Below are 24,999 nucleotides of genomic sequence, written 5' to 3' on the forward strand. Positions count from 1 at the left end.
GCCGGTCCTATCGGGTGGCAGCGCGCCGGGTGTCCTTTAGCCGACGGACCATGCGTTCGATCGCGTGGCGGCCGCGGTGCGGTGGCCGACTGAGCCGGATCTTTCGGCGGCGCTTCGCCTCGGGCGGACTGTTCGGCGCCGCGCCGCCGCGGAGGTCGGCGGCGGCGCCGCGCGGGAGACGGGATGCGGTCGGCGAGCCGTCATGGTTTGCCGCCGCGCGGATCCCGGGCGTTCGCCCCGCGCGCATGCGATCGGGCGCTCGCGCGCGCTTGCCCCTGCGGCGTCCGGCCGGCCTTCGGACGCCCCGCCCGAGGCCCTGCTCTGCGCCGTGGCGTTGGTCGCATCCGGTACCAGCCCGCAGGGCGGGCCCCCATCCTCCGCGAGTCACTCAACGATCCGTGGACAGCGCCCCTTGATCGTCCAGCGGACGGAAGGGCTGCGCACTGTCTGTCGGGAGCCGCACTCGCAGCGCGTGTCGTCCAAGGGGATGGCCGAGCGCTAACTCGGCCGCCGCCGGTTCCAGGGCATCGCCGCGAGCAGGCGCGCCATGCCGCAGAACCCGGTGACGCCGGCGACCAGGAGCCCGGCGCCGGCGAAGGCGGGCAGGGCGAGGAACCAGGGCGAGACCAGCCAGCCGAGCCCGAGGCCCGCAAGGATCATCGCGCCGACCGCGATCTGCACCTGGCGCATCAGTTCGAGCGGGGCGCGCGCATCGCGCGTCACTGGCAGGCCGGCCCGCTTCCAGGCCTCGATCCCGCCATCCAGCACGGCCATCCCCGTCGGGCAGCGCATCCTCAGGCGCTGCGCGTGCGACCTGGTGCGGTCGCCGCTGCGGCAGGTGAGCACGACAAGCAGGCCGGCCTCGGCGGCGATGTCGCGGCGCTCCCACGCCGACAGCGGCACGTGCCGTGCACCCGGAATGCGCTCGCGGGCGAACTCGTCAGCCTCCCGGATGTCGATCAGCATCGCGGTGCCGTCGTCAAGGCGGCGCTTCAGCGTCGCCGGATCGATGAACTCGGCCATGGGGGCTCCCTCGTCGAGGTGGGCGGCGGCGCGCCACGGTCGCCGACGCCAGGCCCGCCCGCTATCCTTGACGCGAGCCTATCCCGATCTCTACCTTCGAGGCAATGAAGATATGGGGAGCCTGAGATGACCGGTCGTCCCAACCGCCCCGAGGTCCGCACCTTCTTCCATGAGCCGACCAACACGGCGGCGCATCTCGTGTGGGATCCGACCACCAAGGCGGCGGCGATCGTCGACTCCGTGCTCGACTACGATGCCGCCGCGGGCCGCACCGACACCGCCTTCGCCGACCGGATCCTCGCCGGCGCGGCGGAGGAGGGGGTGCAGATCGCCTGGATCCTCGAGACCCACGCGCATGCGGACCACCTCTCCGCGGCCCCGTACCTCAAGGACCGCACCGGCGCGCCGATCGGCATGGGCAAGCGCATCATCGAGGTGCAGAAGGTGTTCCGGCCGATCTTCCACGCGACGGATCTCAACCCCGATGGCGGCCAGTTCGACCGGCTGTTCGACGACGAGGAGACCTTCCCGCTCGGCAACCTGACCGTGCGCGTGCTGCACACGCCCGGCCACACCCCCGCCTGCTCGACCTATGTGATCGGCGATGCGGCCTTCGTGGGCGATACGCTGTTCATGCCCGACTACGGCACCGCGCGGGCGGACTTCCCGGGCGGTGACGCGCGCACGCTCTACCGCTCGATCCGGCGGGTGCTCTCGCTGCCCGCGACCACGCGGCTGTTCCTCTGCCACGACTACAAGGCCAAGGGGCGCGACCACTATGCGTGGGAGACCACGGTCGCGGAGGAACGGTCCGCCAACGTGCATGTCCGCGACGGCATCACCGAGGACGAGTTCGTGGCGATGCGCGAGGCGAGGGACAGGACGCTGAAGATGCCCGCGCTGATCATCCCCTCGATCCAGGTGAACATGCGCGCGGGCCGCATGCCGCCGCCCGAGGAGGACGGCCATGTCTATCTCAAGGTGCCCGTGAACCGGCTGTGACCGACGCGCTGATCCTCGTCTGCCCGCGCTGCGGGACGCTGAACCGCGTGCCGAAGGCGCGGCTCGCGGAGCGGCCGAACTGCGGCTCCTGCAAGGCGGCGCTGCTGCCCGGCGCGCCGATCGAGCCTGACCCGGCGCTGCTCGACAAGCTGCTGAGCCGCGACGAGCTGCCGCTGCTGCTCGATCTCTGGGCGCCGTGGTGCGGCCCGTGCCGCAGCTTCGCCCCGGTCTTCGCCGAGGCGGCCTCGCGCCTGCCCGGGATCCGCTTCGCCAAGCTCGACACCGAAGCCCACCCGGAGGCCGCCGCGCGCTTCGGCGTGCGCGCGATCCCGACCCTGATCGCCTTCCGCGGCGGGCAGGAGGTGGCGCGGCGCGCCGGCGCGATGCCGCTCTCGGAGCTGCTGCGCTTCGCCCAGGCGCTCGCCGGGTAGAGCGGTTTCCAGATCGGTGGAGGTCAGCCTGGGCCTTCCGTGCGAGCATCGCCACCGCCACGGCTGAGTTGCGCCCTGGGCGATCCGCTCCGGGGGGCTCGACGGCACGCCCCGGGCGCGGCACGGTGCGGCGCCAACGCACGGAGGAGACCGCATGGCCGCGCACGACAAAGCCCTTCTGGAAGCCCTCGGCAAGATCGATACGCCAACGATCTGCAACGCGCTCGAGGAGCTCGTCTCGCCGCGGCAGCTGATCCGCTTCACGACGAAGCCCTTCGTGCACAACGACAACCCCGATGCGATCTTCGTCGGCTACGCGCGCACCGCGATGATCCGCGCCGAGAGCCCCGCGGCGATGAGCCCGGCCGAGCGCAACCGGCTGCGCGTGGCCTATTACGAGCACGTCGCCACCGCCCAGCCGGGCCCGAACGTCTCGGTGATCCAGGACCTGGATTCCACGCCCGGCACGGGCGCGTTCTGGGGCGAGGTGCAGACCACCGTGCACAAGGGGCTCGGCGTGGTCGGCTGCGTCACCAACGGCTCGATCCGCGACCTCTCGATGATGGCGAAGGGCTTCCCGATCATCGCCGGCATGATCAACCCGAGCCATGCCTTCGTGCACGTGGTCGCGGTCGGCACCACCGTCAGCATCCACGGCATGACCGTGCATGACGGCGAACTGATCCATGCCGACCGCCACGGCGCGGTGGTCATCCCGCATGACGTCGCGGCGAAGGTGCCGGGCGCGGTGGATCTCGGCGCGCGGCGCGAGAAGGTGATCCTGGATGCCGCCAAGGCGCCCGGCTTCGGCATCGCGCAGCTGCGCGAGGCGCTCGCGAAGATGGCGGAGATCCACTGACCGGCCGGCGCGGGCGGCACCTCCGCCCGCGCCGGACCGATCTCAGTACGGGCCCGCGCCCTTGGCCGCGCCGGCCTCGCCGCCCTTCGCCGCCGTCACGGCCGCCTTGGCGGCGTTCACCAGCAGCGCGGTGTCGGCGAGCACGGTCGCGAACTGATAGCCCATGCCGAACATCCGCTTCGCGCCCTCCGGGCTGCCGGTGTGGATGCCTGCGACCACGCCATGCTTCTTCGCCGCCGCGGCGATCCGCCGGATCTCGCCCAGCGTCTTCTCGCTGGTCGGGTCGCCGACCGGCTGCTCGCCGATCGCGAGCGCGAGATCGGCCGGGCCGACATAGATCGCATCCAGCCCCGGCGTGGAGAGGATCGCGTCGAGGTTGTCGAGCGCGCCCTTGGTCTCGATCATCGCGAAGGTGATCACGGTGTCGTTGGCGTTCTTCCAGTAGTCCGCGCCCGCGTACCAGTTCGCGCGCGTCGGCCCGAAGCTGCGATAGCCCTTGGGCGGATAGCGGCAGGCCTGCACGAAGCGCTCGCACTCCTCGCGGTTGTTCACCATCGGGCAGATGATGCCGAAGCAGCCGGCATCGAGCATCTTCATGATGATGCCGGGCTCGTTCCAGGGCACGCGCGCGAGCGGGGTGATCGGGCTGGTCGAGATCGCCTGCAGCATGCCGACGGCGGTGTCGTAGTGGACGAGGCCGTGCTGGAGATCGACCGTCAGGCTGTCCCAGCCGCCCTGCACCATCGCCTCGGCGGCGACGCCATGCGGGATGCCGAGCCAGCCGTTCACGGCGTGGCCGCCCGATGCCCAGATCTCACGAAGCCTGTTGGCGCGCACGCGCATCCTCCCTCGTCGGTGTCGGTGGGGCGGGGGCCGGATGCCCCTGCGGAGACGCCGCATCTGAGCCCAGCGCGGGCGCTCCGCCAAGCCCCGGACGGCCGTTTCCGCCATGCATGGAGGCGATTGCGGGGCTGAGACATCACCGATACAGTCCCCTTTGCAGGGACGAGCCAGGCGCGTCGCACGACCGATCGTGCCGAGACCGGGCCGCCGGCGAGGGAGCCAAGAAAGGAGAGATTCATGGCCAGAGATGTCGTTTCCCGTCGCACGCTGCTGAAGGCGAGCGCCGCTGGATCGGCCGCCGCCGCGCTGCCGCTGGTGAATGTGCACGGCCAGCCGCGCACGACGTTGCGCTGCGGCTTCTGGGACCACTGGGTGCCGGCCGGCAACGGCGCGCTGCGGGAACTCTGCGCCGAATGGGGAAGCCGTGAGCGGGTGGATGTGCAGTTGGACTTCATTACCTCGGCCGGCAAGCAGAATGAACTCACGATCGCGGCGCAGGCGCAGAGCCGGTCGGGCCATGACATCCTGTCCTTTCCGACTTGGTTCCCATCAGCCTATGCCGACCAGCTCGTGCCGGTGGACGATGTGATGGGACGGCTGATCGCGAAGTACGGGCCGGTGACCTCAGCGGCCGAGTATCTCGCGAAGCGGGACGGAAGATGGGTGGCAGTTCCTGCCGTTTCCGGTACGCAGATGAAGCCTTCCCTGGGCCGGATCGACCTGCTGAAGCAGCATGCCGGCATAGATGTGCGCGAGATGTGGCCGGCCGAGGATCGTGCCGGGCCCGGTGCCGCCACCTGGAACTGGGACGCGTTCCTGGTCGCGGCCGAGAAGTGCCATGCCGCCGGCGTGCCGTTCGGCCTGCCCATGAGCAACTTTAGCGACTCGGTGGACTGGGTCGGCTGCCTGTTCGAGTCCTTCGGCGCGCGCATGCTGGACGAGGACGGCAAGCCGACGGTGCGCAACAATCCGAAGCTGCTCGCCGCCGTCGAGTACATGGTCAAGCTGATGAAGTTCGTCCCGAGCGATGTCTGGGCGTGGGACGATGCGGCCAACAACCGCGCGATTCAGGGCGGCCGGTCGGCGCTGATCTTCAACCCGCCCTCCGCCTGGGCGGTGGCGCGGCGCGACAACATGGCCGGCCACGACCAGCAATGGACCTTCCCGATGCCGTCGGGCCCCGAGGGCCGGTTCGTTCCCTACCTGCCGTATTTCTGGGGGATCTGGAACTTCAGCCGCAACCAGACGGCGGCGAAGAACCTGCTCGAGTTCCTCTCCGAACGGGAGTCGGCGGACAAGCAGACCTCAACCAGCGCGGGCTACGACATCCCGCCGTTCCTCAGCATGAACGACTTCAATGTCTGGAAGACCGAAGGCCCGCCGGTCGGCGTGGTGTACAACTACCCGCTGAAGCCGCACCACAACGCCAAGACCGCCGTCGCCTTCGCCCCGGCGCCGCCGGAGATCGCGGTGCAGGCCTACAACCAGGGCCTCAACACCGGCCTGATCGCGCGCATCGCGCAGGGCGGGCAGACGATCGACCAGGCGCTCGCCTGGGCCGAGCGTGAGCTGCGCGCCTTCGCGCGCGGATGATCCGATGCTCCGGGCGCCGACCCCCGCGCGGGCCGGCGCCCGTCATTATGGTAGGCGATGATGGCACCTGACGGGTCGGCCCGGGCGATCGCGACGCCGGCGCCGCTGCGCCCGGCGCGTTCGCCGGGCGTCTCCTCCCTCGAACGTCTGGCGCGGCGGCGCTCGACCATCGCCTTCGTGATGACCGTGCCGCTGATCCTGGTGATCGCCGGGCTGGTGGCGTGGCCGGCCGCCTATGCCATGTACCTGTCGACGCTGAACCGCCGCATGACCGCGAGCGTCGGCTTCGACAACTACATGTTCATGATCGAATCCGAGACGTTCTGGATGGTGGCGTGGCAGTCCTGCTTCTTCGCCATCACCGCGGTGCTGCTGAAGGCGCTGATCGGGTTCTGGCTCGCGCACATGCTGCACAACCTGCCGGTGCGCGGGCAGCGCAAGTGGCGCGGCATGCTGCTGGTGCCGTGGGTGATCCCGCCGGCGCTGTCGACGCTCGGCTGGTGGTGGATGTTCGACCCCAGCTACTCGTCGATCAACTGGATCATCAACGTGTTCGGCTTCCCCGACGTGCCCTGGCTCGGCCATCCGTGGTGGGCGCGGATCGCCGTCATCATGGTCAATGTCTGGTACGGCGCGCCGTTCTTCATGATCATGTATCTTGCGGCACTCAAGTCGGTGCCCGAGCAGCTCTACGAGGCCGCCGCGATCGACGGCGCGACGTCGAGCCAGAAGCTGTTCTACGTCACCCTGCCGATGATGCAGAACATCATCAGCATCACCGTGCTGTTCAGCCTGATCGTCACCTTCGCGAACTACGACATCGTCCGCGTGCTGACGAATGGTGGGCCGCGCGACACGACGCATCTGTTCGCGACCTATGCGGCGCAGGTCGGCATCCTGTCCGGCCACCTGCCGCGCGGTGCCGCGGTGTCGCTGTTCATGTTGCCGGTGCTCGCGGTCGCGGCGTTCTTCATCCTGCGCGGTGTCACACGGCGCACCCGGGAGATGATGTGAGATGACCGCCGCCACTGCACGCCGCGACTTCCCGCGGGCCTACGGCAAGGTCGGCAGCCTGCACCGAGAGCGGCTCTGGGCGCTCAGGCTGTCCTACACCTCGCTGATCGTCGCCGCGATCATCTTCCTCGCCCCGCCCGTCTACATGCTGATGACCAGCCTGAAGACGAATGCGGAGATGGCGGATCAGACGCTGAGCCCCTGGCTGGTCCGCTCGCCCACCCTCGAGCATTACGGCGCCACGCTCGAAAACCCGCTGTTCCTGGGCTTCTTCGCCAACAGCGCGATCGTGACGCTGCTGGTGGTCTCCATCACCATGGTGATCTCGGTGCTCGCCGCCTTCGCGCTCTCGCGCATGCGGTTCTGGGGCAGCCAGACCCTGGCGACCGGCGTGTTCCTCACCTATCTGGTTCCCGACACGCTGCTGTTCATCCCACTCTACCAGATCGTCGGCGGACTCGGCCTCCTGAACTCCATCTGGGGCCTCGTGCTGGTCTACCCGACGCTCACGGTGCCGTTCTGCACCTGGATCATGATCGGCTACTTCGCCTCGATCCCGAAGGAGCTGGACGAGGCGGCGCTGATCGACGGCGCCTCATGGCCGCAGATGCTGCTGAAGATCTTCATCCCCGTCGCCCTGCCCGGGATCATCGCCGCGACGATCTTCGCCTTCACCGTGTCCTGGGCGGCGTTCGTCTATCCGACCGCGTTCATCACCCGGCCGGAGGAGATGCCGCTGACCATCGGCGTCGTCAGCCAGCTGGTGCGCGGCGACACCTTCGCCTGGGGCCAGATCATGGCCGGCGCCCTGCTCGCGGCGCTGCCGCCGGTGGTGGTCTATGTGTTCCTGATGGACTACTACATCGCGGGGCTGACCGCCGGCGCGACCAAGGGGTGAGAAGACGGATCGAGCGATGTCGGAAGTCAACCTGCGCAAGGTGGTGAAGCTGTTCGAGGGCGGCGTGCAGGCCGTGCGGGGGATCGACCTCGAGATCGCCGACCACGAGTTCTGCGTGCTCGTCGGACCCTCGGGCTGCGGCAAGTCGACCACGCTGCGCATGATCGCGGGCCTGGAGGAGGTGAGCGAGGGCGAGATCTGGATCGGCGGGACGATGGTGAACGACATCCCGCCCAAGGATCGCGACATCGCGATGGTGTTCCAGAACTACGCGCTCTACCCGCACATGACCGTGTTCGAGAACATGGCCTTCGGGCTGAAGCTGCGCCATTTCCCGAAGGACGAGATCAAGCGCCGCGTCGATCGCGCCGCCTCGATCCTCTCGATCGGCGAATTGCTGGACCGCAAGCCGAAGGCGCTCTCGGGCGGGCAGCGCCAGCGCGTGGCGATGGGCCGGGCGATCGTGCGCGACCCGAAGGTGTTCCTGTTCGACGAGCCGCTCTCGAACCTCGACGCCAAGCTGCGGGTGCAGATGCGCACCGAGATCAAGAAGGTGCACCAGGCGGTCAAGACGACGACGATCTACGTCACGCACGACCAGGTCGAGGCGATGACGCTCGCCGACCGCGTGGTGGTGATGAACCATGGCGTGATCGAGCAGGTCGGGCCGCCGAACGAGCTCTACCACCATCCGGCGACCATCTTCGTCGCCGGCTTCATCGGCAGCCCCGCGATGAATTTCATCCCCGCGCGTCTGGTCAACGCCGCTGGTGCGCTGACGATCCAGCTCGGCCAGGGGCTGTCGGTGCCGGTGCCGGCGGATCGCACCGCGCGCTACGCGCCGCACGCCAGCAAGAAGCTGCTGTTCGGCATCCGCCCCGAACACCTCACCGAGACCACGCGCACCGACAAGCAGAACCTCGCGCCGATCACGGTCGATCTCGACGTGATCGAGCCGATGGGCATGGAGACGCTGGTGCATTTCCGGATCGAGGGCACGCCGGTCTGCGCGCGCGTCGATCCGGCCGCCGGGGCGCAGGCTGGCGCGCCGATGCGGCTTGCCGCGCACATGGACCAGATGCACCTGATCGACGCGGATACGGGAAGGGTTCTGTAGGACGATGGCAGCACTGGACGGCAAGGCCGCCTGGGTCACCGGGGCGGGCTCGGGGATCGGCCGCGCGACCGCGATCGCATTCGCCAAGGCCGGCGCGCGCGTCGCGCTGACCGGCCGCAGGCGCGCGCCGCTGGAGGAGACCGCGGCCATGATCGGCGCGGGCGCGCCGGTCGTGCCGGCGGATCTGACCGACGCCGCGCAGGTGAACGCCGCGCGCGATGCCGTGCTCGCCGCCTTCGGCCGTCTCGACATCGTCGTCTCGAATGCCGGGCTGAACGCGCCCGAGCGGCGCTGGGCGGTGCTGAAGCAGGAGACCGCCTCGGCGCTGATCGATGCGAACCTGAAGGCGCCGTTCTATGTCGCCCAGGCCTGCCTGCCCGCGCTGCGCGCCTCGGGCGCGGGGCTGATCGTGCATGTCGCCTCCTGGGCCGGCCGCTTCATCGGCCATGTCTCCGGGCCCACCTATGTCGCGGCCAAGCACGGGCTGGTCGCGATGAGCCACACGCTCAACTTGGAGGAGTGCGGCAACGGCATCCGCTCCTGCGTGATCGAGCCGGGCGAGGTGAACACGCCGATCATGGACCTCCGTCCGGTGAAGCTGCCGCCGGAGGTGCGCGCGAGGATGCTGCAGCCCGAGGACGTGGCGAACGCGATCGTCTACGTGGCCTGCCAGCCGCCGCATGTCTGCATCAACGAGATCCTGATCAGCCCGACCCACAATCGCGGCTACCTTGCCGAGATGGCCCGCGCGGCGCAGGGTTAGCGCCGTTCCCTCCGCTGCCCGGGTGCCGCCATGCTGATCCAAGCCCAGCGTCTGCGCGACTTTGCCGCCGACATCTTCACCGCCGCCGGAACCTCGCGCGAGGAGGGCGAGCGGGTGGCCCGCTACCTGGTCGAGGCGAACCTCACCGGCCATGACAGCCACGGCGTGGTGCGCGTGCCGCGCTACGTGCAGTGGCTGCAATCGGGCTTCATCGTCGCGGGCGTGACGCCGACGATCGAGCGCGAGACACCGATCACCGCGGTGGTGGACGGGAAGTACGGCTTCGGCCAGACGGTGACGCCGATCGCGGTGCGGCTCGGCATCGCCAAGGCGAAGGCGAGCGGGCTCGCGGCGATCGCGCTGAAGAACAGCTCGCATCTCGGGCGGGTGGGCGACTGGGGCGAGATGGCCGCCGCCGAGGGCCTGGTCGCGATCCATTTCGTCAATGTGCATGGCAGCCTGCTCGTCGCGCCCTTCGGCGGGGTCGACCGCCGGCTCTCCACCGCGCCCTATTGCGTTGCCGTGCCGCTGCCGGACCGCGCGCCGGTGGTGCTCGACTTCGCCACCAGCTACGTCGCCGAGGGCAAGGTGCTGGTGGCCTCGCGCGGCGGCAAGAAGATCCCCGCCGACGCGCTGATCCGCCCCGACGGCACGCTGTCGGGCGATCCGGAGACGCTCTACGGTCCGCTCGGTTCGGGTGACCGCACGCCCGAGAACGGCGAGGGTGCGATCCGCGCCTTCGGCCTGCACAAGGGCTCGGGCCTCGCCTTCATGTGCGAGATCCTCGGCGGCGCGCTGACCGGCAACGGCACCTGCGGCCCGCGCGAGCAGGGGCGCGGGCGGATCACCAACGGGATGCTGAGCTTCTACCTCCGCCCCGACGTGATCGACGAGCCCGCGGCCTTCGTCGCGCGCGCGGAACGCTACATCGCCTTCTACAAGTCCTCGCGCCCGGCCGAGCCGGGCGGCGAGGTGCTGATCCCGGGCGAGATGGAGGCGCGCAACCGCGCCGAGCGGGGCGCGAAGGGCATCCCGCTGCCGGACGACACCTGGAACAGCATCGTCGCCACCGCGCAGGCGGTGGGGGTCGAGGGCGGGCGCATCCCGGCGGCGGCGTGAGTCGCGCCGGCGCGCCGCCGCGCAACCGTCGGTGAACCGAACGGGCGGGCCGACATCGTCGTCCCGCGGGATCGCCGCATCGCGCGCCGCCGCCGCCTTGCCGCACGCGGCAAGTGCACGCAGCATGGGTCGCACCGACCACGCCTCGACACGTCACACCCAGGGGAGAGAATGGCGCAGCCCACGGACATCGCGATCGCGCGCGCGGCAACGCTGCGCCCGATCGGAACGATCGCAGCCGCGCTCGGCCTGCCGGACGACGCGCTCCATCCGTTCGGGCGCCACATGGCCAAGGTGCGGCTGGAGGCGCTCGGGCCGCGCCCCGCGACGGGGCGGCTCGTGCTCGTCACCGGCATCAACCCGACACCGGCGGGCGAGGGCAAGACCACGACCACGGTCGGGCTCGCCGACGCGCTGAGCCGCCGCGGCCTGCGCACGGCGGCGTGCCTGCGCGAGCCGTCGCTCGGCCCATGCTTCGGCGTGAAGGGCGGGGCCACGGGCGGAGGCTATGCGCAGGTCGTGCCGATGGAGGAGATCAATCTCCACTTCACCGGCGACTTCCATGCCGTGACCGCCGCCAACAATCTGCTGGCGGCGATGATCGACAACCATCTCTACTGGGGCAACGCGCTGCAGCTCGATCCGCGCCGCATCACCTGGCGGCGCGGCCTCGACATGAACGACCGCGCGCTGCGACAGCTCGTCGTCGGCCTCGGCGGGGTGGCGAACGGATATCCGCGCGAGGACGGGTTCGACATCGCGGTCGCCTCGGAGGTGATGGCGGTGCTGTGCCTCGCGCGCGATCTGGCCGATCTGAAGGCGCGCCTCGGCCGGTTGATCGTCGGCAACCGGCGTGACGGCTCGGCGGTGACGGCGGCCGACCTGAAGGCCGACGGCGCGATGGCGGTGCTGCTGCGCGACGCGCTCAACCCCAACCTGGTGCAGACGCTGGAGGGCACGCCCGCCTTCGTCCATGGCGGCCCGTTCGCCAACATCGCGCATGGCTGCAACAGCGTGATCGCCACGCGCACGGCGCTGGCGCATGCCGACGTGGTGGTCACCGAGGCCGGGTTCGGCGCGGATCTCGGCGCGGAGAAGTTCCTGCACATCAAGTGCCGCCAGGCCGGGCTCGCGCCGGACTGCGTCGTGATCGTCGCGACGGTGCGCGCGCTCAAGATGCATGGCGGCGTGGCGAAGGCGGCGCTCGGCCGCGAGGATGTCGCCGCCGTCCGGCGCGGCACGGCGAACCTGCTGCGCCACATCGACAACATGGGACGGTTCGGACTGCCCGTGGTGGTGGCGCTGAACCGGTTCGACAGCGACACGGCGGCGGAGCTCGACGCGGTGCGCGAGGCGGTCGCCTCGGCCGGATCGGAGGCGCATCTCTGCACCCATTGGTCGGACGGTTCGGAAGGTGCGGCGGCGCTGGCCGAGGCGGTGGCGGCGCGGCTCGGGTCGGGGCCCGCGTCCTTCACGCCGCTCTATCCGGCCGGGCTGGGGCTTGCCGAGAAGATCCGCACGATCGCCACGCAGGTCTATCGCGCGGCCGATGTCGCGATCGCGCCCGCGGCGGCGAAGCGGCTCGCGGGCTTCGAGGCGGCCGGGTTCGGCCATGTGCCGGTCTGCATCGCCAAGACGCAGTACAGCTTCAGCGCCGATCCGACGCTGCTCGGCGCGCCGGAAGGGCACGTGCTGCCGGTGCGCGAGGTGCGGCTCGCCGCGGGGGCCGGGTTCGTGGTCGCGCTCGCGGGCGACGTGATGACCATGCCCGGGCTGCCGCGCGTACCGGCGGCCGAGACCATCACGCTGAACGACGCGGGCGAGATCGAAGGGCTGTTCTGAGTCGGCTCAGAGCCGCAGGTTGAGCTTCGCGCCGACGAGGCCGAGCAGGCCGTTCGCCGTGCCGTCGCCCGCGCCGCCGAACAGGGCGAGGCGCGGGTCGGAGGCCGGGCTCGCCGCGTCCTCGTTCAGCGTCAGATAGCGCTGCACGAAGCGGTTCACCCAGGCGGGGTCCTTGAATTTCTCGGGGTCCAGCCGCTTCTCGAGGATCGCCTTCTGCTGCTCGTATTCGAGCAGGCCGAACTGCTTGGGCAGGCCGAGCGCGGTGCGGGCGACGGCGGTAAGCACCCGGTCCCCCATCAGGCCCTTCACGTCGCTCACCGTGCCGATCATGCGCTGGAAGTAGAGCGCCTCGCGCAGGCCGGGGTTCGCCTCGCCGTTCGCCTTCTCGAAGCGGTTGGTGAGGGTGAGCTTGATGATCCGGTCCACCCGTGCGGGGTCGGCCAGGGGACGATCGCCCGGTTCGTCGAAACCGAAGGTCTGGTTGAGCTGCCGATAGCGCGGATCGACCATGCGGTTGGCGAAGCTGCGCAGGTCGGCGGGATCATCCGTCAGCAGGCGCTTGATGACCGCGCGCTTGTCGACCTCGCCCTCGAGCTGGAACGCCTCCAGCACGAAGGTGAGCGTGCGCCGGTCCTTCATCAGCTCGTCGATCGAGCCGATCTCGGCCGCGCGCTCGCGGAACCGTTCGACATCGCGCGCGACGTCCTTGCGCGCTTCCCAGCGCGCCTGCATCGCCTCGCCGTTCCTCTGCAGGACCGACCAGGCGGTGGCGGCGCCGAGGCCGTAGAGCATCAGGCGACCGCAGGGACGAAGCGCTGGCCGGCGGGCGCGGCCGACGGCTCGGCGGCGGTGGCGGGCGGGCGGGCGGACAGCGCCTCGATCATGTCGCGGTGCACCGCCATCAGGGGTTCGAGGCTCGCGGCATCGCTCATGCGCACGAAGCATTCGCGCTGCGCCCACAGCCCGAGCGAGGCGAGCCGGCCCTTCAGCTCGGCCGGCAGGGGATTGGCGGGCGAGGCGAGGTCCATCAGCAGGATGCCCCAGAGCTGGTGGGTCTTGTGCAGCGCCGCGACGCGCGACGGCGTGTCGGTGGCGGAGGCGAGCAGGCCGTTGACGTGGCGGAAGGCGCGCGCCTCGGCCTCGCGCGGGGTCTCGGCGGCGTCGAGCACGGCGGCGTAGCGGCGGAAGGACATGGCGCGACCTCACGCGGAACGGGGTGGGGGCGGCGCGCACGCCGCCCCCGTTGGTCACTCAGCGGAACAGGCCGAGCAGGCTCTGGCCCTGCTGGTTGGCGATCGAGAGCGACTGGATCGCCAGCTGCTGCTTGGTCTGCAGGCTGGTGAGCCGCGCGCTCTCCTCGGCCAGGTCGGCGTCCACCAGCGCGCCAAGACCCTCCTTGATCGAGTCGGTGAGCTGCTTGTTGTAGTCCTGCAGCCCTTCGACCTGGCGGATCGACGCGCCGAGATTCGCGAGCGTCGTGTTGATGGTCGAGATCGCCGCGTCCACGGCCGCGATCGCGGTGTTGCCGGCCGCCGCGCCCGTGATGGTGGCGACGGTTGCGGCCGCCGAGGCACCGCTACCGATGATCGCGTTCGGGATCGTCGTGCCATCGTACAGCGTGACGGTGTCCTCGGTCGCCGCGGCATCGACCGCGCCGGTGATGTCGAGCGTGAACCCGCCGCCGGTCGTGTTCAGGCTGGCGCCGAAGCCCTCGGCCTGGATCGCGTTGGCGAGCGCCGAGATGGCGTCGAACGGCGTCTGCGACGTGGCGTCGTACTGGACCTGGATCACCTTCACCATCTCGTTGGTGCCGGTGGTGCCCGGGTCGTCGCCCCTAGGCTGGGTGACCAGAGCCGCCGAGCCGTCGGTGAACTCGAACACGTAGCGCGCGCCGTCCTGGGCCTGGATCGCGAACACCTCGTTGTTCGCGACGTCGAAGCCGGTGCCGAAGGTCACCTGCACGCCGCCCTGGTTCAGGCGCAGGCCGGTGAGCTGGATGTCGGCCACGGTGCCGGCCTGGTTGTTCACCGTGAGCGAGTTGCTGCCCTGGATGTTGGTGATCACGCTCAGGTTCGAGTTGGCGGTGCTGCTGGCGGCGTTGGCGTCCAGCAGGTTCACGCCGTTGAAGGTGGCGCTGCGGGCATAGGCGTCGATGTTCTGCAGCGCCTGATCGATCTGGTTCTGCACCGTCGTCGCGTCGATGCCCTGCTGCTGGCCCTGCGTGACCGTCTGCTTCAGCCGCGCAAGCTCCTCGGAGATCTTGGTCGCCGCGTCGCGCGCCACGGTGAGGGTCGCCTTGCCGAAGGCGAGGCTGTCCTTGACCGCCTCCATGCCCTTCAGGTCGGCGCGCATGGTCTGGGCGATCGCGAACACGGCCGGATCGTCGTTGGCCTTGTTGATGCGCAGGCCGGACTCGACGCGCGCCTGCGTGGTCTGCATGTTGTTGTTGATCATCGACAGCGAGCGGATCGCCGCCATCGCCGTCACGTTCGTGTTGATCGAGGACATCGTCCTTCTCCTTCAACCGGGTTTCCGTTCCGCCGCCCCGCGCGCCCCAACCCAGTCCAGGACGGGCGGCGGCCGGCTGGCACGCCATCTCGCAAGCACCGTGCCAGATCGCTACGCAAGCGCGACAAATCTGAATCCTTGGTTAATCGAGCAAAATCAACGCGTTGCGCGCAGCGCGGCGCACGCGGCAGCATGTGCCGGGATGCCGGCATCCGCGACCGGGCAATCCCTTCCGGGGTCGCGTTCCGCCCGGCAGGAATTGCCGTGCCGGCAGGCGGGTTTTGCCGGCCCGTCCGGGCCGTTCGCACGACGCAACCCTGCCGCCCGCGGCGACATCGCGGTTGACCCGCTCACGCTGCTTTGCCATATCGCCCGCGCGTCGCGGATGGCCGCGGCGCGCATCGCAACAGCCGATGGAGACCCCGATGGACGACGGAAGCGGAAGTCCTCGCTTCACGTTGCACCGCGCCGCACGGCGTCGGGGTGGACGCGCGCTGAGCCTCTGACCGGCCGCCACATCCTCCCCGGGCCCTGAGCGCCCGTTTTCGAGACGGAGGATTGTGGCCATGACCCGTACGCTCCTCGGCGCCGCCGGCGCCCTGCCGCCCGAGACCGCGACGGCCCTGCATCCGGCGGACCTCGCCGCGCTGCTCGACCGCCGCGCGCCCGGGGATGCGTGGGAGGTGCTGGCGCGCCTGCCGCTTGCCCGCCGCGCCGAGACCTTCGGCTATCTCGCCGCCGCCACCCAGGTCGCGATCGCCGGGATCGCGCCGCCGCGCGACCTGGCTGCGGTGATCTCGGCGATGGACGCCGACGAGCGCGCCGATCTCTGGAACCAGCTTGACGAGGAGGCGCGCGCCGCCCTCGCGCCGGCGCTCGCCGCGGCCGAGCGCGAGGACATCCGCAAGCTCTCCTCCTACGAGCCCGGCACCGCCGGCGCGGTGATGACCAGCGAATACGCCGTGCTGCGCCCCGACCTCACCGCCCGCGAGGCGATCGAGGCACTGCGCGGCCAGGCGCATTCCAAGGAGACCATCCAGGTCGCCTATGTGCTCTCGCCGCAGCGGCGCCTGCTCGGCACGGTGCTGCTGGAGGATCTCGTGCTCGCCCCCGCCGATCGCCGGGTCGAGGCGCTGATGCGCAAGGACCCGCCCTTTGTGCATGCCGGCGATCCGGCCGAGGCGGCCGCGCGCGCGATCGCGAAGTACGACCTGCCGGCGATCCCGGTGATCAATGGCGGCGAGATGATGGTCGGCATCGTCACTGCGGACGACGCGATGGACGTCGCCGCCGAGGAGGCCACCGAGGACTTCCACAAGGCGGGCGGCTCGGCGAGCCTCGGCGTATCGATCCGCGAGGCGACCATCGGGCTGCTCTATCGCAAGCGGATCGCCTGGCTGGTGGTGCTGGTGTTCGCCAACGTCTTCTCGGGCGCCGGGATCGCGGCGTTCGAGGACGTGATCGCGGCGAATGTCGCGCTGGTGTTCTTCCTGCCGTTGCTGATCGACAGCGGCGGCAATGCCGGCAGCCAGTCGGCCACGCTGATGGTCCGCGCGCTCGCGACCGGCGAGGCACGCCTGGGCGACTGGGCGCGCATGCTGGGGCGGGAGGTCTCGGTCGCCGGGCTGCTCGGCCTGACCATGGCCGGCGCGGTCTCGATCCTCGGTCTCGTGCGGGGCGGGCCGGAGATCGCCGTGATCGTCGCCATGACGATGGTGTGCGTGGTGCTCGTCGGCAGTGTGATCGGGCTCTCGCTCCCCTTCCTGCTGACGAAGATGAAGCTCGACCCCGCCACCGCCTCGGCGCCGCTGATCACCTCGATCGCGGACGCCACGGGGGTGCTGATCTACTTCGCGATCGCCTCGGCGCTCCTGGTCGGGTGAACGCGGGGATGGCGCGACAGCGCGAGGAGGCCGCCATGGACGACGGAAGTAGACGGCGGGGGAGGCTGCATGAGCGGGCCAGAGGTGCAGACCTCCCCCTCTCGGACCCGGCCCGATCCCATCACCTGACCGACCGCATCGCCACGAGGATGCCGGGCGCCTGAGCGCGCGCGTCTTCGTCTCTCGGCCGCGGCCGGCCACGACGGAGACGCAGTTGTGATCAAGCCTCTCGAGAAGAACGCGCTGGTCGCGTTCATCGAGCGCAAGGACCTCGACTCGGTCCGCGCCGCACTCAAGCCCTGTCACCCCTTCGACATCGCCTCGCTCCTGCCCGAGCTGCCGCCCGAGCAGCAGGTCGAGATCCTGCTGTCGCTGCCGGCCAAGCGGCAGGCGCAGGTGTTCGGCTACCTCGATGCCGAGGAGCAGCTCGCGCTTGCGCGCGCGCTCCGGCGCGAGGATCTCGGCCGGCTGTTCGCCGACATGGACCCGGACGAGCGGGCCGACCTGTTCAAGCGCCTGCCCGCAGCGGTGCGCGAGGCGATCGTGCCCGGGCTCGCCCAGGCCGAGCGCGAGGACATCCGCAAGCTTGCCGCCTATCCGGAGAGCACCGTCGGCGCGGTGATGACCTCGGCCTACGCCGCGGTGCCGCCGGACGTGACCGCGCGCGAGGCGATCGACCTGCTGCGCCAGGAGGCGCCGAACCGCGAGACCATCTACGAGGTGTTCGTCATCGACGCGACACGCGAGCTGCTCGGCGTGGTGTCGCTGCGCGAGCTTCTGCTTGCGCCACCCGAGTCGCGCGTCTCGGAGGTGATGCGCCGCGAGGTGGTGAAGGTCGCGGCCGAGGCGCCCCGCGCCGAGGCCGCGCGGCTGATCGGCGAGTACGACCTGATCGCGCTGCCGGTGACCAATGGCGGCGGGAAACTCGTCGGCATCGTCACCGCCGATGATGCGATGGAGGTCGCCGAACAGGAGGAGCTGAAGCGGATCCAGACCTTCGGCGGCACCCTCGCCGTCGGCGGCCCAGACCTCGATCTGCTGAACTCCCCGTTCCGGCAGCTCTTCACCGCACGCTTCTTCTGGCTGGCGCTGCTCACGGTGTTCGGGCTCGCGACCAGCCATATCGTCGCCGCGCAGGAGGAGATGCTGGAGAAGGCGATCGTGCTCGCCGCCTTCATCGCGCCCATCGTCGACATGGGTGGAAACACCGGTAGCCAGACCGCGACGATGGTGATCCGCGCCATGGCGCTCGGCCAGATCGCGCTGCGCTTCTCTGACTTCTTGAAGGTGCTGAAGCGCGACCTCCCGGTGGCGCTGGCCCTGGGGGGCGGTGTCGCCGTGCTGGAAGCGGTGCTCGCCTACACGATGAAGAGTCTCGGCTGGGACGTCGTCGCCGTCATCGGGCTCTCGATGTTGGCGTGCACGGTCCTGGGCAGCCTGTTCGGCATCCTCCTGCCCTTCGCGGCACGGGCGATGAAGCAGGATCCGGCGACCCTGTCCTCGCCCGTGATCACGTCGGTGATGGATCTGGTGGGAGTGCTGATCTATTTCGGCATCGCCTGGATCGTCCTCGCGCATCTCTTCGTTGATTGAAACGAAACGGTCAGTCCCGATGCGGCGCGCGCGGTCGCGTCGGGACCCTCCGCACGCCCTTGACATGGAGCCGCCGCCCATGCGCACCCGTCTCCGCGCCGCCGCAGGCATCGCCGCGGCCTTCGTGTTCGCCCCCGTCGCCGCATCCGCCGAAGGCGGGCCCTTCCGTGTGGACAATGTCGGCGTCGAGGAAGCCGGCACGATCAAGCTGGAGTCCTTCGGCGCCTTCTCGGTGAACCCCAGCCGCGAGCGCGAGGTCTCCGTCCGGCCCGGCTTCGTGCCCACCGCGCTGCCCTTCGTCGAGTTCAGCCTCGGCCTCACGCGCAGCGCCGAGGCGTGCGACCCGGACGACGGCAGGCGCCCGTTCTGGGCGACACGCCTGGAGCCCGAGGCCAAGGTCGAGCTTTTCCCGGTCGAGCGGTTCGGCATCGGCCTCGGCGTCAAGACGGGCGCGGCCTGGCGGCTCTCGGCGCAGCGTGCCGGTGCCGGTGCCGATGCCGATCCGGACGCGCCGGGCGTCCGTCGGCCGGAGACCCTGTTCGCGACCGGCATCGCGACGGTCCGGCCGGTCGAGCCGCTCGCCCTCAACCTCGATCTCGTGGTCGGGCGCCATCTGAGCGACGACCGGGCGAGGTGGCTGGTCGGCGGGTTCGCGGCGCGCTTCTGAGCCCGGCGGACAGGGCGCGGCCTGGGGGCGCCCCGGCCCGCCAGGCCGCTGCCCTGGTCCTGCTGCGCTTCGCGGTGATCGGTCGCGGTCGGGTCGAGAGGCTGCTGCGCTGTCGGATCATCGGCATCGGGTCGGCGACCCGCCGTCTCGGCCTGCTCAGGCCGCCCGTCGCGCTGTCACAGAAGCTTCTTGCCCGCTGAGCGGCCGCCAGGCTCGACCGTTTCGAGGTTCTCGGCCATCGCGTCGAACACGACAGGGAGAGGAGGTCCTCGCCATGGTGACACTCGAGCAGACGATGCTGCGCCTCGCGGTCGCGCTGGCGCTGGGCGCGCTGATCGGCGCCGAGCGGCAATGGCGCCAGCGGATGGCCGGGCTGCGGACCAATGCGCTGGTCGCCCTCGGCGCAGCGAGCTTCACCGTGTTCGGGCTGATGACCCCGGGCGACCAGAGCCCCACGCGGGTCGCCGCGCAGGTGGTCTCCGGCATCGGCTTCCTCGGCGCCGGCGTGATCATGCGCGAGGGGCTGAACATCCGCGGCCTGAACACCGCCGCGACGCTGTGGTGCTCGGCCGGCATCGGCGTCTTTTGCGGCGCCGGCGCGCTGATCCCGGCGGCCGGCGCGACGGCGCTGATCGTGGCGGCGAATCTCGGCCTCCGCCCGCTGGTGCGGCTGATCGACCGCCAGCCCCAGGCCGGCGCGGAGGTCGATCATCACTACGTGATCGAACTGACCTGCAAGGCCTCCAAGGAGAGCCACATCCGGGCCCTGCTGTTGCAGGCCGTGGCGGCGGCCGATCTCCGGCTGCGCCGCCTCGACTCGGTGGATGTCGGCGCGCCGTCCGAGGGCGCGGCCGAGCGCGTTGCCGTCACGGCCGAGCTGGTGGCGCCCGGGCGGCGCGAAACCTGGCTGGAGGAGACGGTCGGCCGGCTCTGCCTGGAATCCTCGGTCAGCCGGGCCGGGTGGTCGGAGGCGCGCGCGCCAGCGTGATTGCGCAGGCGCCTTGGGGCGGAGGATAGTGCGGCTGTCCTGACTGGGGGCGAAGGTGCGTGCATTTGCAGGGTTCCTGTTGCTGGCCGCGGGGCTCGGCGTGCCAGCGCTGGCGACGATCGGCGCGGCGGTGCTGACCGCGTTCGGCTGGCGATGAGCCTGCCGCCACCCCCGCGTCCGCCGGGGCCGCCGCGCGCGCTCGCGACCGAAGGGCTGCGCGCGGCGCTGCTCTATCTGTTCGCCTGGCCGCTGCCGCTCTCGGCGCTGGTGTCGCTCTTCCTCGGCCGGCTGGACATGGTGGCCGGCACGGCGGGGGCCTTCGCGCTGGTGATCCTGGCGTCGTCGCTGATCGCGCGCGGGCTCGCCGCACGGCGCGAGCAGCGCCCCGCCACCGGTGTGCCGCGGCCGCTGGCGCTCGGCGCGGCGCTGGTCGGGCTTGCGGGGTTCCTCGCCGCTTGGCTCGGCGCGGGATATGGCGTGGCGATGAGTCTCGTCTTCGCCGCCTGCTCGGGCGCGGGCACGGCGCTGCTGTTCGGGCTGGACGAGGCGCCGCCGCGCCCCGCGCTGCCCGAGGGCGCGAGCCCGCTCACGGCCGACGAGCGGCGCGTGCTCGCCGAGGCGAAGGGGCGGGTCGCGGCGCTGGAGCAGGCCGCGCGCCGGATCGCCTCGGCCGAGTTCCGCGACCGGCTCGGCCGGATTGCCGGCTGGGCCGGCGCGGTGGTGACGGAGATCGAGCGCGATCCGCGCGATCTGCGCCGGGCGCGCAAGTCGCTGACGGTCTATCTCGACGGCGCGGAGAAGGTGACGGCGAAGTATCTCGCGACGCATGCGCGCGCCGGCGACCAGCAGGGCGCCCTGGAACAGAACTTCCGCACGCTGCTGGAGGAGCTGGAGCGCGCCTTCGCCGAGCAGCACGCGAGGCTGCTCCAGAACGACACGATGGACCTCGATGTGCAGATCGAGGTGCTGACCACGCGTTTGAAGCGCGAAGGCGTGATGTAGCAGGAGACTGGCATGACCGAGCCCCGCACCGCGACCGAGCCCGTGCTCGCGTCGACCCCGCCCGTGGCCGACGCGCTGGTGAGCTATGCCGAGGCGCCGCCCGATCGGCGCGCGCGCATCGAGGCCGCGCTCGCCGAGCTCGACATCAGCGACAGCAACTCGGTGATCAGCTTCGGCGCGCGGGCGCAGGCGCAAGTGACCGAGATCGCCGACTCGATGCTGGAGGGCGTGCGCAACAAGGACACGGGCGCGGCCGGCGCGGTGCTGTCCGACATGGTGGCGACCCTGCGCGGTTTCGATGTCGAGGAGCTGAAGAAGGGCGGCGGGTTCTTCGCCCGCCTGCTCGGCCGCTCGCGCCCGATCGTGAAGGTGCTGCAGCGCTACGAGCAGGTGCGTGGCCAGATCGACGGCATCACCGACCGGCTGGAGAGCCACAAGACCCGGCTGATGACCGATATCGCCCAGCTCGACCGGCTGTACGGCGCCACGCTGGAGTATTTCCACTCCCTCGCCGACTACATCGCCGCCGGCGAGGAGGCGCTGCGCCGGCTCGATGAGGAGGACATCCCCAAGCTCCAGGCGGCGGCGCAGGCCTCGGGCGACATGCTCGCCGCCCAGGCGCTCCGCGATCTGCGCGCGCGCCGCGACGAGCTGGAGCGGCGCGTGCACGACCTCAAGCTCACGCGCCAGGTGACGATGCAGGCGCTGCCCTCGATCCGCCTGGTACAGGAGAACGACAAGGCGCTGATCGGCCGCATCACCTCGACGGTCGCGAACACCGTGCCGCTCTGGCGCCAGCAGCTCGCCCAGGCGGTGACGATCGCGCGCAGCCAGGAGGCGGGCAAGACGCTCAAGGAGGCGACCGACCTGACGAACGAGCTGCTCGCGGCGAATGCCGAGAACCTGCGCATGGCGAACAAGGAGATCCGCGAGCAGATCGAGCGCGGCGTGTTCGACATCACGATCGTCAAGAAGGCGAATGACGACCTGATCGCGACCATCAACGAGAGTCTCGCGATCGCCGACGAGGGCAAGCGCAAGCGCGCCGAGGCCGAGAAGGTGCTGGTGCAGTGCGAGGCCGAGCTGAAGCAGGTGCTCTCGGCCGCCAAGGCGCGCGCGACCGGCGCCGAGCCGCAGGGCTGACGCGATGGTCTGGAACCTGATCCGCGGCCAGTTCGTCGATGTCATCGGCTGGACCGACGACACCGGCGACACGATGTGCTGGCGTTTCGAACGCCACGGCAACGAGATCAAGTACGGCGCGCAGCTCACGGTGCGCGAGGGCCAGATGGCGGTGTTCGTCAACGAGGGCCGCATCGCCGACGTGTTCCCGCCCGGCATGTACACGCTGGAGACACGCAACCTGCCGGTGCTCTCGACCTTGCAGGCCTGGCCGCACGGGTTCGAGAGCCCGTTCAAGGCCGAGGTCTATTTCGTCGCCACGCGCCGCTTCCCCAACCTGAAATGGGGCACGCGCAATCCGATCATGCTGCGCGACCGCGAGTTCGGCCCGGTCCGCCTGCGCGCCTTCGGCACCTACGAGGTGCGCGTGACCGACGCGCCCACCTTCCTGCGCGAGATCGTCGGCACGGATGGGCGCTTCACCACCGACGAGATTTCCGAGGCGCTGCGCAACATGATCCTGACCCGGATCGCGACCGCGCTCGGCGCCGGCGCGATCCCGGTGCTCGATCTCGCGGCCAACCAGCAGGCGCTGTCGGAGTATCTGACCAACGCGCTCAAGCCCGATTTCGGCCAGTACGGGCTCGATCTGACGCGGATGCTGGTCGAGAACATCTCGCTGCCGCCCGAGGTCGAGCAGGCGCTCGATACCCGCACGAAGATGGGCGTGATCGGCGATCTGCGCGCCTACACCCAGTTCCAGGCGGCCGAGGCGATGGCCAAGGCGGCCGCGAACCCCGCCGGCGGCGCGGGGGCCGCGGTCGGCGCCGGGGTCGGGCTCGGGCTCGGCCAGCAGATCGCCGCGGCGCTCGCGCAGAACCCGTGGGCGGCGGCGCCCGCGCCACCGCCGCCGCCGGCCGCGGCCCCGCCGCCCGTGCCGCAGCGGCAATGGTTCCTCGCCTTCGGCGGCACCGCCCACGGCCCGCTCGCCGAGAGCGCATTGCCCGACGAGGCGCGCGCGGGCCATCTCAAGCGCGACACGCTGGTGTGGCGCGAGGGCATGACCGACTGGAAGCCCGCCTCCGAGGTGCCCGAGCTTGCCTTCGCCCTGGTCCCGGTCCCGCCCCCGCTCCCCGGGGCCTGACCCCGCGCCCGAGGCGGCGGAGGAACGGCTCGATCGCATTCCGTGCTCGCAATGCGGCGCGGAGCTCACCTATGCGCCGGGCACGCGCATGGTGCGCTGCGCCTATTGCGGCCACGAACAGCAGATCACCGGCTCGCCCTGGCAGGTGGTGGTCGAGCGCGACCTCGCGGCCGCGTTGGCGAAGGCCGCCGACGAGCACCTGACCGAGGATCGCCGCGTCCTGAAGTGCCAGACTTGTGCTGCGAGCTTCGACGCGGCGGAGGGGCAGGGGGCGGGGCAATGCCCGTTCTGCGGCTCGGCGATCGTTGCCGATCCGGCGCGCACGCGGCGCATCCGCCCGGACGGCGTGGTGCCCTTCGCGATCCCGCGCGAGAAGGCGCAGGACTCGCTCCGGCAATGGCTCGCCGGGCTGTGGTTCGCGCCGTCGGACCTGTCGCGCAAGGCCGAGGCCGAGGCGCGCATCCAGGGACTCTATCTGCCGTTCTGGACCTATGACTGCGACACCAGCACCGAGTACCAGGGCGCGCGCGGCATCCGCGTGGTGCGCCACGTGCCGGTGACGCGCCAGGTGCAGGGTAAGCTCGTGACCCAGATGCAGCCGGTGACGGAACTGCGCTGGACCCCCGTCACCGGCCGGGTGGCGCGCCGCTTCGACGACGTGCTGGTGCCGGCCGCGCGGGCGCTGCCGCTCGCTGATCTCGGCCGCGCCGGGGTTTGGAACACGCAGACCGTGCGGCCCTATGCGCCCGACTGGCTCGCCGGGTTCCGCTCGGCCCTCTACGACGTGGCGCTGGCCGACGGGTTCGCGGCTGCGCAGGGCATCATGCGCGGCATCATCGAAGCCGACATCCGCCGCGACATCGGCGGCGATGCGCAGCGCATCACCGCCTCGCGCACGTCCTGGCGCGACGCGACCTTCAAGCACGTGCTGCTGCCGGTCTGGGTGGCGGCGTATCGCTATCGCGGCAGGACGTTCCGCTTCGTTGTCAATGGCCAGACCGGACAGGCGCATGGCGAGCGGCCGTGGAGTGTCGGCAAGATCGCGCTCGCGCTGCTGGGCGCGCTCGCGGTGGCGGGGCTGATTGCGTTGATCGCCGGGCAGACGGGGTGAGCGGTCAGGGCGTGTGCTGGCCGCACAGGATCGCGGCGAGAACCCGCCGTGCACCTCCCGCACCGGCCGCCATCCGGCTCACAGCCTCGGGCAGCACCCGGGCGAGGTCCGCGACCAGGGCCGACGGCTCCATCCCCACCTGGCGCGCCCATTGGTTCACCCGCGCCTCGCCGAGCGCGTGACGCAGCACCTCCGGCGGCAACGGCACGCGCGGTCCCGGGCCGGTCCAGCGCCGCAGCTGCGCGCCGAACCCCGCCCGTTGCAGTGCAATGACCACGGTCAGCAGCAGCCGGAGCTGCGGCGGCGCCAGCATCACAGGGGCGCCGCGCAGCATCGGCGTCAGCAGCGCGGCGAGCGGATCCTGGGGCCGCTCGCCTTGCGCGACCCATCGCGCGGCTGCGGCTGCAAGCTGGTGCAGCAGCGACATCCCGTGCCCTGCGTCTCGCTCCGAGGTTGGCGCAACCGTGACACCCGCGC

Annotated in this window: 24 protein-coding genes; 18 read left to right on the top strand and 6 right to left on the bottom strand. The window is 70.9% G+C overall.

Translation table 11 applies throughout. The features are described from left to right. Positions 1 to 498 precede the first annotated feature (498 nt). The gene (locus tag F563_RS0114190; RefSeq protein ID WP_019015346.1) at positions 499 to 1,023 is read right to left on the bottom strand and encodes a rhodanese-like domain-containing protein; all 525 of its coding nucleotides are present in this window, start codon (positions 1,021 to 1,023) and stop codon (positions 499 to 501) included. A gap of 126 nt (positions 1,024 to 1,149) precedes the next feature. Here F563_RS0114190 and F563_RS0114195 point away from each other — a divergent pair, with 126 nt between their 5' ends. The 3 genes from F563_RS0114195 (at position 1,150) to F563_RS0114205 (ending at position 3,315) form a co-directional block, all read left to right on the top strand. Beyond that, positions 1,150 to 2,025 (top strand): MBL fold metallo-hydrolase, encoded by an 876-nt coding sequence (locus F563_RS0114195; RefSeq protein ID WP_019015347.1) that lies wholly within the window; start codon positions 1,150 to 1,152, stop codon positions 2,023 to 2,025. After that, positions 2,022 to 2,456: a thioredoxin TrxC gene (gene trxC, locus F563_RS0114200; RefSeq protein ID WP_019015348.1), complete on the top strand. Its 435-nt coding sequence runs from the start codon at positions 2,022 to 2,024 to the stop codon at positions 2,454 to 2,456. Before F563_RS0114195 ends, trxC begins: the two co-directional genes overlap by 4 nt. Before the next feature lie 154 nt (positions 2,457 to 2,610). Further along, positions 2,611 to 3,315: an RraA family protein gene (locus F563_RS0114205; protein WP_019015349.1), complete on the top strand. Its 705-nt coding sequence runs from the start codon at positions 2,611 to 2,613 to the stop codon at positions 3,313 to 3,315. Positions 3,316 to 3,357: 42 nt separating this feature from the next. Here F563_RS0114205 and F563_RS0114210 read toward each other — a convergent pair whose 3' ends face one another. Next, a complete protein-coding gene (locus tag F563_RS0114210; RefSeq protein WP_019015350.1) occupies positions 3,358 to 4,158 on the bottom strand; it encodes an HpcH/HpaI aldolase family protein in 801 nt (266 codons plus the stop codon). Positions 4,159 to 4,395: 237 nt separating this feature from the next. On the opposite strand from F563_RS0114210, the gene F563_RS0114215 reads away from it, so the two are divergent. The 7 genes from F563_RS0114215 (at position 4,396) to F563_RS0114245 (ending at position 12,504) form a co-directional block, all read left to right on the top strand. Next, a complete protein-coding gene (locus F563_RS0114215) occupies positions 4,396 to 5,751 on the top strand; it encodes an ABC transporter substrate-binding protein (RefSeq protein WP_019015351.1) in 1,356 nt (451 codons plus the stop codon). 57 nt (positions 5,752 to 5,808) lie between these two features. Then, positions 5,809 to 6,765: a carbohydrate ABC transporter permease gene (locus F563_RS0114220; protein ID WP_245557138.1), complete on the top strand. Its 957-nt coding sequence runs from the start codon at positions 5,809 to 5,811 to the stop codon at positions 6,763 to 6,765. Between the two features lies 1 nt (position 6,766). Beyond that, positions 6,767 to 7,663 (top strand): carbohydrate ABC transporter permease, encoded by an 897-nt coding sequence (locus F563_RS0114225; RefSeq protein WP_019015353.1) that lies wholly within the window; start codon positions 6,767 to 6,769, stop codon positions 7,661 to 7,663. 16 nt (positions 7,664 to 7,679) lie between these two features. Further along, the gene (locus F563_RS0114230; RefSeq protein WP_019015354.1) at positions 7,680 to 8,780 is read left to right on the top strand and encodes an ABC transporter ATP-binding protein; all 1,101 of its coding nucleotides are present in this window, start codon (positions 7,680 to 7,682) and stop codon (positions 8,778 to 8,780) included. 4 nt (positions 8,781 to 8,784) lie between these two features. After that, on the top strand, positions 8,785 to 9,543 hold the full coding sequence (locus tag F563_RS0114235) for an SDR family oxidoreductase (RefSeq protein WP_019015355.1): 759 nt from the start codon (positions 8,785 to 8,787) through the stop codon (positions 9,541 to 9,543). A gap of 30 nt (positions 9,544 to 9,573) precedes the next feature. Next, the gene (locus F563_RS0114240) at positions 9,574 to 10,662 is read left to right on the top strand and encodes a malate/lactate/ureidoglycolate dehydrogenase (RefSeq protein ID WP_019015356.1); all 1,089 of its coding nucleotides are present in this window, start codon (positions 9,574 to 9,576) and stop codon (positions 10,660 to 10,662) included. Positions 10,663 to 10,833: 171 nt separating this feature from the next. Further along, positions 10,834 to 12,504 (top strand): formate--tetrahydrofolate ligase, encoded by a 1,671-nt coding sequence (locus tag F563_RS0114245; protein ID WP_019015357.1) that lies wholly within the window; start codon positions 10,834 to 10,836, stop codon positions 12,502 to 12,504. A 6-nt stretch (positions 12,505 to 12,510) separates the two neighbouring features. Here the strand turns inward: F563_RS0114245 and F563_RS0114250 are convergent, their stop codons facing one another. Genes F563_RS0114250 through F563_RS25875 form a run of 3 tightly spaced genes read right to left on the bottom strand, consistent with a single transcriptional unit; the run spans position 12,511 to position 15,012 of the window. Beyond that, a complete protein-coding gene (locus F563_RS0114250) occupies positions 12,511 to 13,296 on the bottom strand; it encodes a DUF1217 domain-containing protein (RefSeq protein WP_019015358.1) in 786 nt (261 codons plus the stop codon). Further along, positions 13,296 to 13,697, bottom strand: a complete 402-nt coding sequence (locus F563_RS0114255) for a flagellar biosynthesis regulator FlaF (RefSeq protein WP_019015359.1) — start codon at positions 13,695 to 13,697, stop codon at positions 13,296 to 13,298. The genes F563_RS0114250 and F563_RS0114255 overlap by 1 nt, the downstream gene beginning before the upstream one ends. A 58-nt stretch (positions 13,698 to 13,755) precedes the next feature. Further along, positions 13,756 to 15,012: a flagellin gene (locus F563_RS25875; protein WP_019015360.1), complete on the bottom strand. Its 1,257-nt coding sequence runs from the start codon at positions 15,010 to 15,012 to the stop codon at positions 13,756 to 13,758. 566 nt (positions 15,013 to 15,578) lie between these two features. On the opposite strand from F563_RS25875, the gene mgtE (F563_RS22680) reads away from it, so the two are divergent. The 8 genes from mgtE (F563_RS22680) (at position 15,579) to F563_RS22690 (ending at position 24,522) form a co-directional block, all read left to right on the top strand. Beyond that, positions 15,579 to 16,895 carry a magnesium transporter gene (gene mgtE, locus F563_RS22680; protein WP_019015361.1) on the top strand — a complete coding sequence of 439 codons (1,317 nt, stop codon included), beginning with the start codon at positions 15,579 to 15,581 and terminating at the stop codon, positions 16,893 to 16,895. A 216-nt stretch (positions 16,896 to 17,111) separates the two neighbouring features. Continuing rightward, the gene (gene mgtE, locus F563_RS0114270) at positions 17,112 to 18,488 is read left to right on the top strand and encodes a magnesium transporter (RefSeq protein WP_019015362.1); all 1,377 of its coding nucleotides are present in this window, start codon (positions 17,112 to 17,114) and stop codon (positions 18,486 to 18,488) included. A 79-nt stretch (positions 18,489 to 18,567) separates the two neighbouring features. Continuing rightward, entirely contained in the window at positions 18,568 to 19,155 is a 588-nt protein-coding gene (locus tag F563_RS0114275) for a hypothetical protein (RefSeq protein WP_026299598.1), read from the top strand. 274 nt (positions 19,156 to 19,429) lie between these two features. Continuing rightward, complete coding sequence (locus F563_RS0114285) at positions 19,430 to 20,143, top strand: MgtC/SapB family protein (RefSeq protein WP_019015365.1); 714 nt, start codon at positions 19,430 to 19,432, stop codon at positions 20,141 to 20,143. 153 nt (positions 20,144 to 20,296) lie between these two features. Then, positions 20,297 to 21,145 carry a 5-bromo-4-chloroindolyl phosphate hydrolysis family protein gene (locus tag F563_RS22685; RefSeq protein WP_019015367.1) on the top strand — a complete coding sequence of 283 codons (849 nt, stop codon included), beginning with the start codon at positions 20,297 to 20,299 and terminating at the stop codon, positions 21,143 to 21,145. Between the two features lie 12 nt (positions 21,146 to 21,157). Continuing rightward, on the top strand, positions 21,158 to 22,288 hold the full coding sequence (locus F563_RS0114300; RefSeq protein WP_019015368.1) for a toxic anion resistance protein: 1,131 nt from the start codon (positions 21,158 to 21,160) through the stop codon (positions 22,286 to 22,288). A gap of 4 nt (positions 22,289 to 22,292) precedes the next feature. After that, positions 22,293 to 23,411, top strand: coding sequence for an SPFH domain-containing protein (locus F563_RS0114305; protein ID WP_019015369.1), 1,119 nt, complete (start codon positions 22,293 to 22,295; stop codon positions 23,409 to 23,411). Positions 23,412 to 23,499: 88 nt separating this feature from the next. Then, complete coding sequence (locus F563_RS22690) at positions 23,500 to 24,522, top strand: TFIIB-type zinc ribbon-containing protein (protein ID WP_019015370.1); 1,023 nt, start codon at positions 23,500 to 23,502, stop codon at positions 24,520 to 24,522. Between the two features lie 4 nt (positions 24,523 to 24,526). Here the strand turns inward: F563_RS22690 and F563_RS0114315 are convergent, their stop codons facing one another. After that, complete coding sequence (locus F563_RS0114315; RefSeq protein WP_019015371.1) at positions 24,527 to 24,949, bottom strand: YidB family protein; 423 nt, start codon at positions 24,947 to 24,949, stop codon at positions 24,527 to 24,529. Positions 24,950 to 24,999: the final 50 nt, after the last annotated feature.

This window comes from Elioraea tepidiphila DSM 17972, assembly GCF_000378465.1.
Taxonomy (GTDB): Bacteria; Pseudomonadota; Alphaproteobacteria; order Acetobacterales; family Acetobacteraceae; genus Elioraea; species Elioraea tepidiphila.

Bases quoted from the DNA above. Each gene is read 5' to 3' on its own strand.
- F563_RS0114190 (WP_019015346.1), bottom strand. From the start codon at position 1,023: ATGGCCGAGTTCATCGATCCGGCGACGCTGAAGCGCCGCCTTGACGAC.
- F563_RS0114195 (WP_019015347.1), top strand. From the start codon at position 1,150: ATGACCGGTCGTCCCAACCGCCCCGAGGTCCGCACCTTCTTCCATGAG.
- F563_RS0114205 (WP_019015349.1), top strand. From the start codon at position 2,611: ATGGCCGCGCACGACAAAGCCCTTCTGGAAGCCCTCGGCAAGATCGAT.
- F563_RS0114210 (WP_019015350.1), bottom strand. From the start codon at position 4,158: ATGCGCGTGCGCGCCAACAGGCTTCGTGAGATCTGGGCATCGGGCGGC.
- F563_RS0114215 (WP_019015351.1), top strand. From the start codon at position 4,396: ATGGCCAGAGATGTCGTTTCCCGTCGCACGCTGCTGAAGGCGAGCGCC.
- F563_RS0114220 (WP_245557138.1), top strand. From the start codon at position 5,809: ATGATGGCACCTGACGGGTCGGCCCGGGCGATCGCGACGCCGGCGCCG.
- F563_RS0114225 (WP_019015353.1), top strand. From the start codon at position 6,767: ATGACCGCCGCCACTGCACGCCGCGACTTCCCGCGGGCCTACGGCAAG.
- F563_RS0114230 (WP_019015354.1), top strand. From the start codon at position 7,680: ATGTCGGAAGTCAACCTGCGCAAGGTGGTGAAGCTGTTCGAGGGCGGC.
- F563_RS0114235 (WP_019015355.1), top strand. From the start codon at position 8,785: ATGGCAGCACTGGACGGCAAGGCCGCCTGGGTCACCGGGGCGGGCTCG.
- F563_RS0114240 (WP_019015356.1), top strand. From the start codon at position 9,574: ATGCTGATCCAAGCCCAGCGTCTGCGCGACTTTGCCGCCGACATCTTC.
- F563_RS0114245 (WP_019015357.1), top strand. From the start codon at position 10,834: ATGGCGCAGCCCACGGACATCGCGATCGCGCGCGCGGCAACGCTGCGC.
- F563_RS0114250 (WP_019015358.1), bottom strand. From the start codon at position 13,296: ATGCTCTACGGCCTCGGCGCCGCCACCGCCTGGTCGGTCCTGCAGAGG.
- F563_RS0114255 (WP_019015359.1), bottom strand. From the start codon at position 13,697: ATGTCCTTCCGCCGCTACGCCGCCGTGCTCGACGCCGCCGAGACCCCG.
- F563_RS25875 (WP_019015360.1), bottom strand. From the start codon at position 15,012: ATGTCCTCGATCAACACGAACGTGACGGCGATGGCGGCGATCCGCTCG.
- mgtE (WP_019015361.1), top strand. From the start codon at position 15,579: ATGACCCGTACGCTCCTCGGCGCCGCCGGCGCCCTGCCGCCCGAGACC.
- F563_RS0114275 (WP_026299598.1), top strand. From the start codon at position 18,568: ATGCGCACCCGTCTCCGCGCCGCCGCAGGCATCGCCGCGGCCTTCGTG.
- F563_RS0114285 (WP_019015365.1), top strand. From the start codon at position 19,430: ATGGTGACACTCGAGCAGACGATGCTGCGCCTCGCGGTCGCGCTGGCG.
- F563_RS22685 (WP_019015367.1), top strand. From the start codon at position 20,297: ATGAGCCTGCCGCCACCCCCGCGTCCGCCGGGGCCGCCGCGCGCGCTC.
- F563_RS0114300 (WP_019015368.1), top strand. From the start codon at position 21,158: ATGACCGAGCCCCGCACCGCGACCGAGCCCGTGCTCGCGTCGACCCCG.
- F563_RS0114305 (WP_019015369.1), top strand. From the start codon at position 22,293: ATGGTCTGGAACCTGATCCGCGGCCAGTTCGTCGATGTCATCGGCTGG.
- F563_RS22690 (WP_019015370.1), top strand. From the start codon at position 23,500: ATGGTGCGCTGCGCCTATTGCGGCCACGAACAGCAGATCACCGGCTCG.
- F563_RS0114315 (WP_019015371.1), bottom strand. From the start codon at position 24,949: ATGTCGCTGCTGCACCAGCTTGCAGCCGCAGCCGCGCGATGGGTCGCG.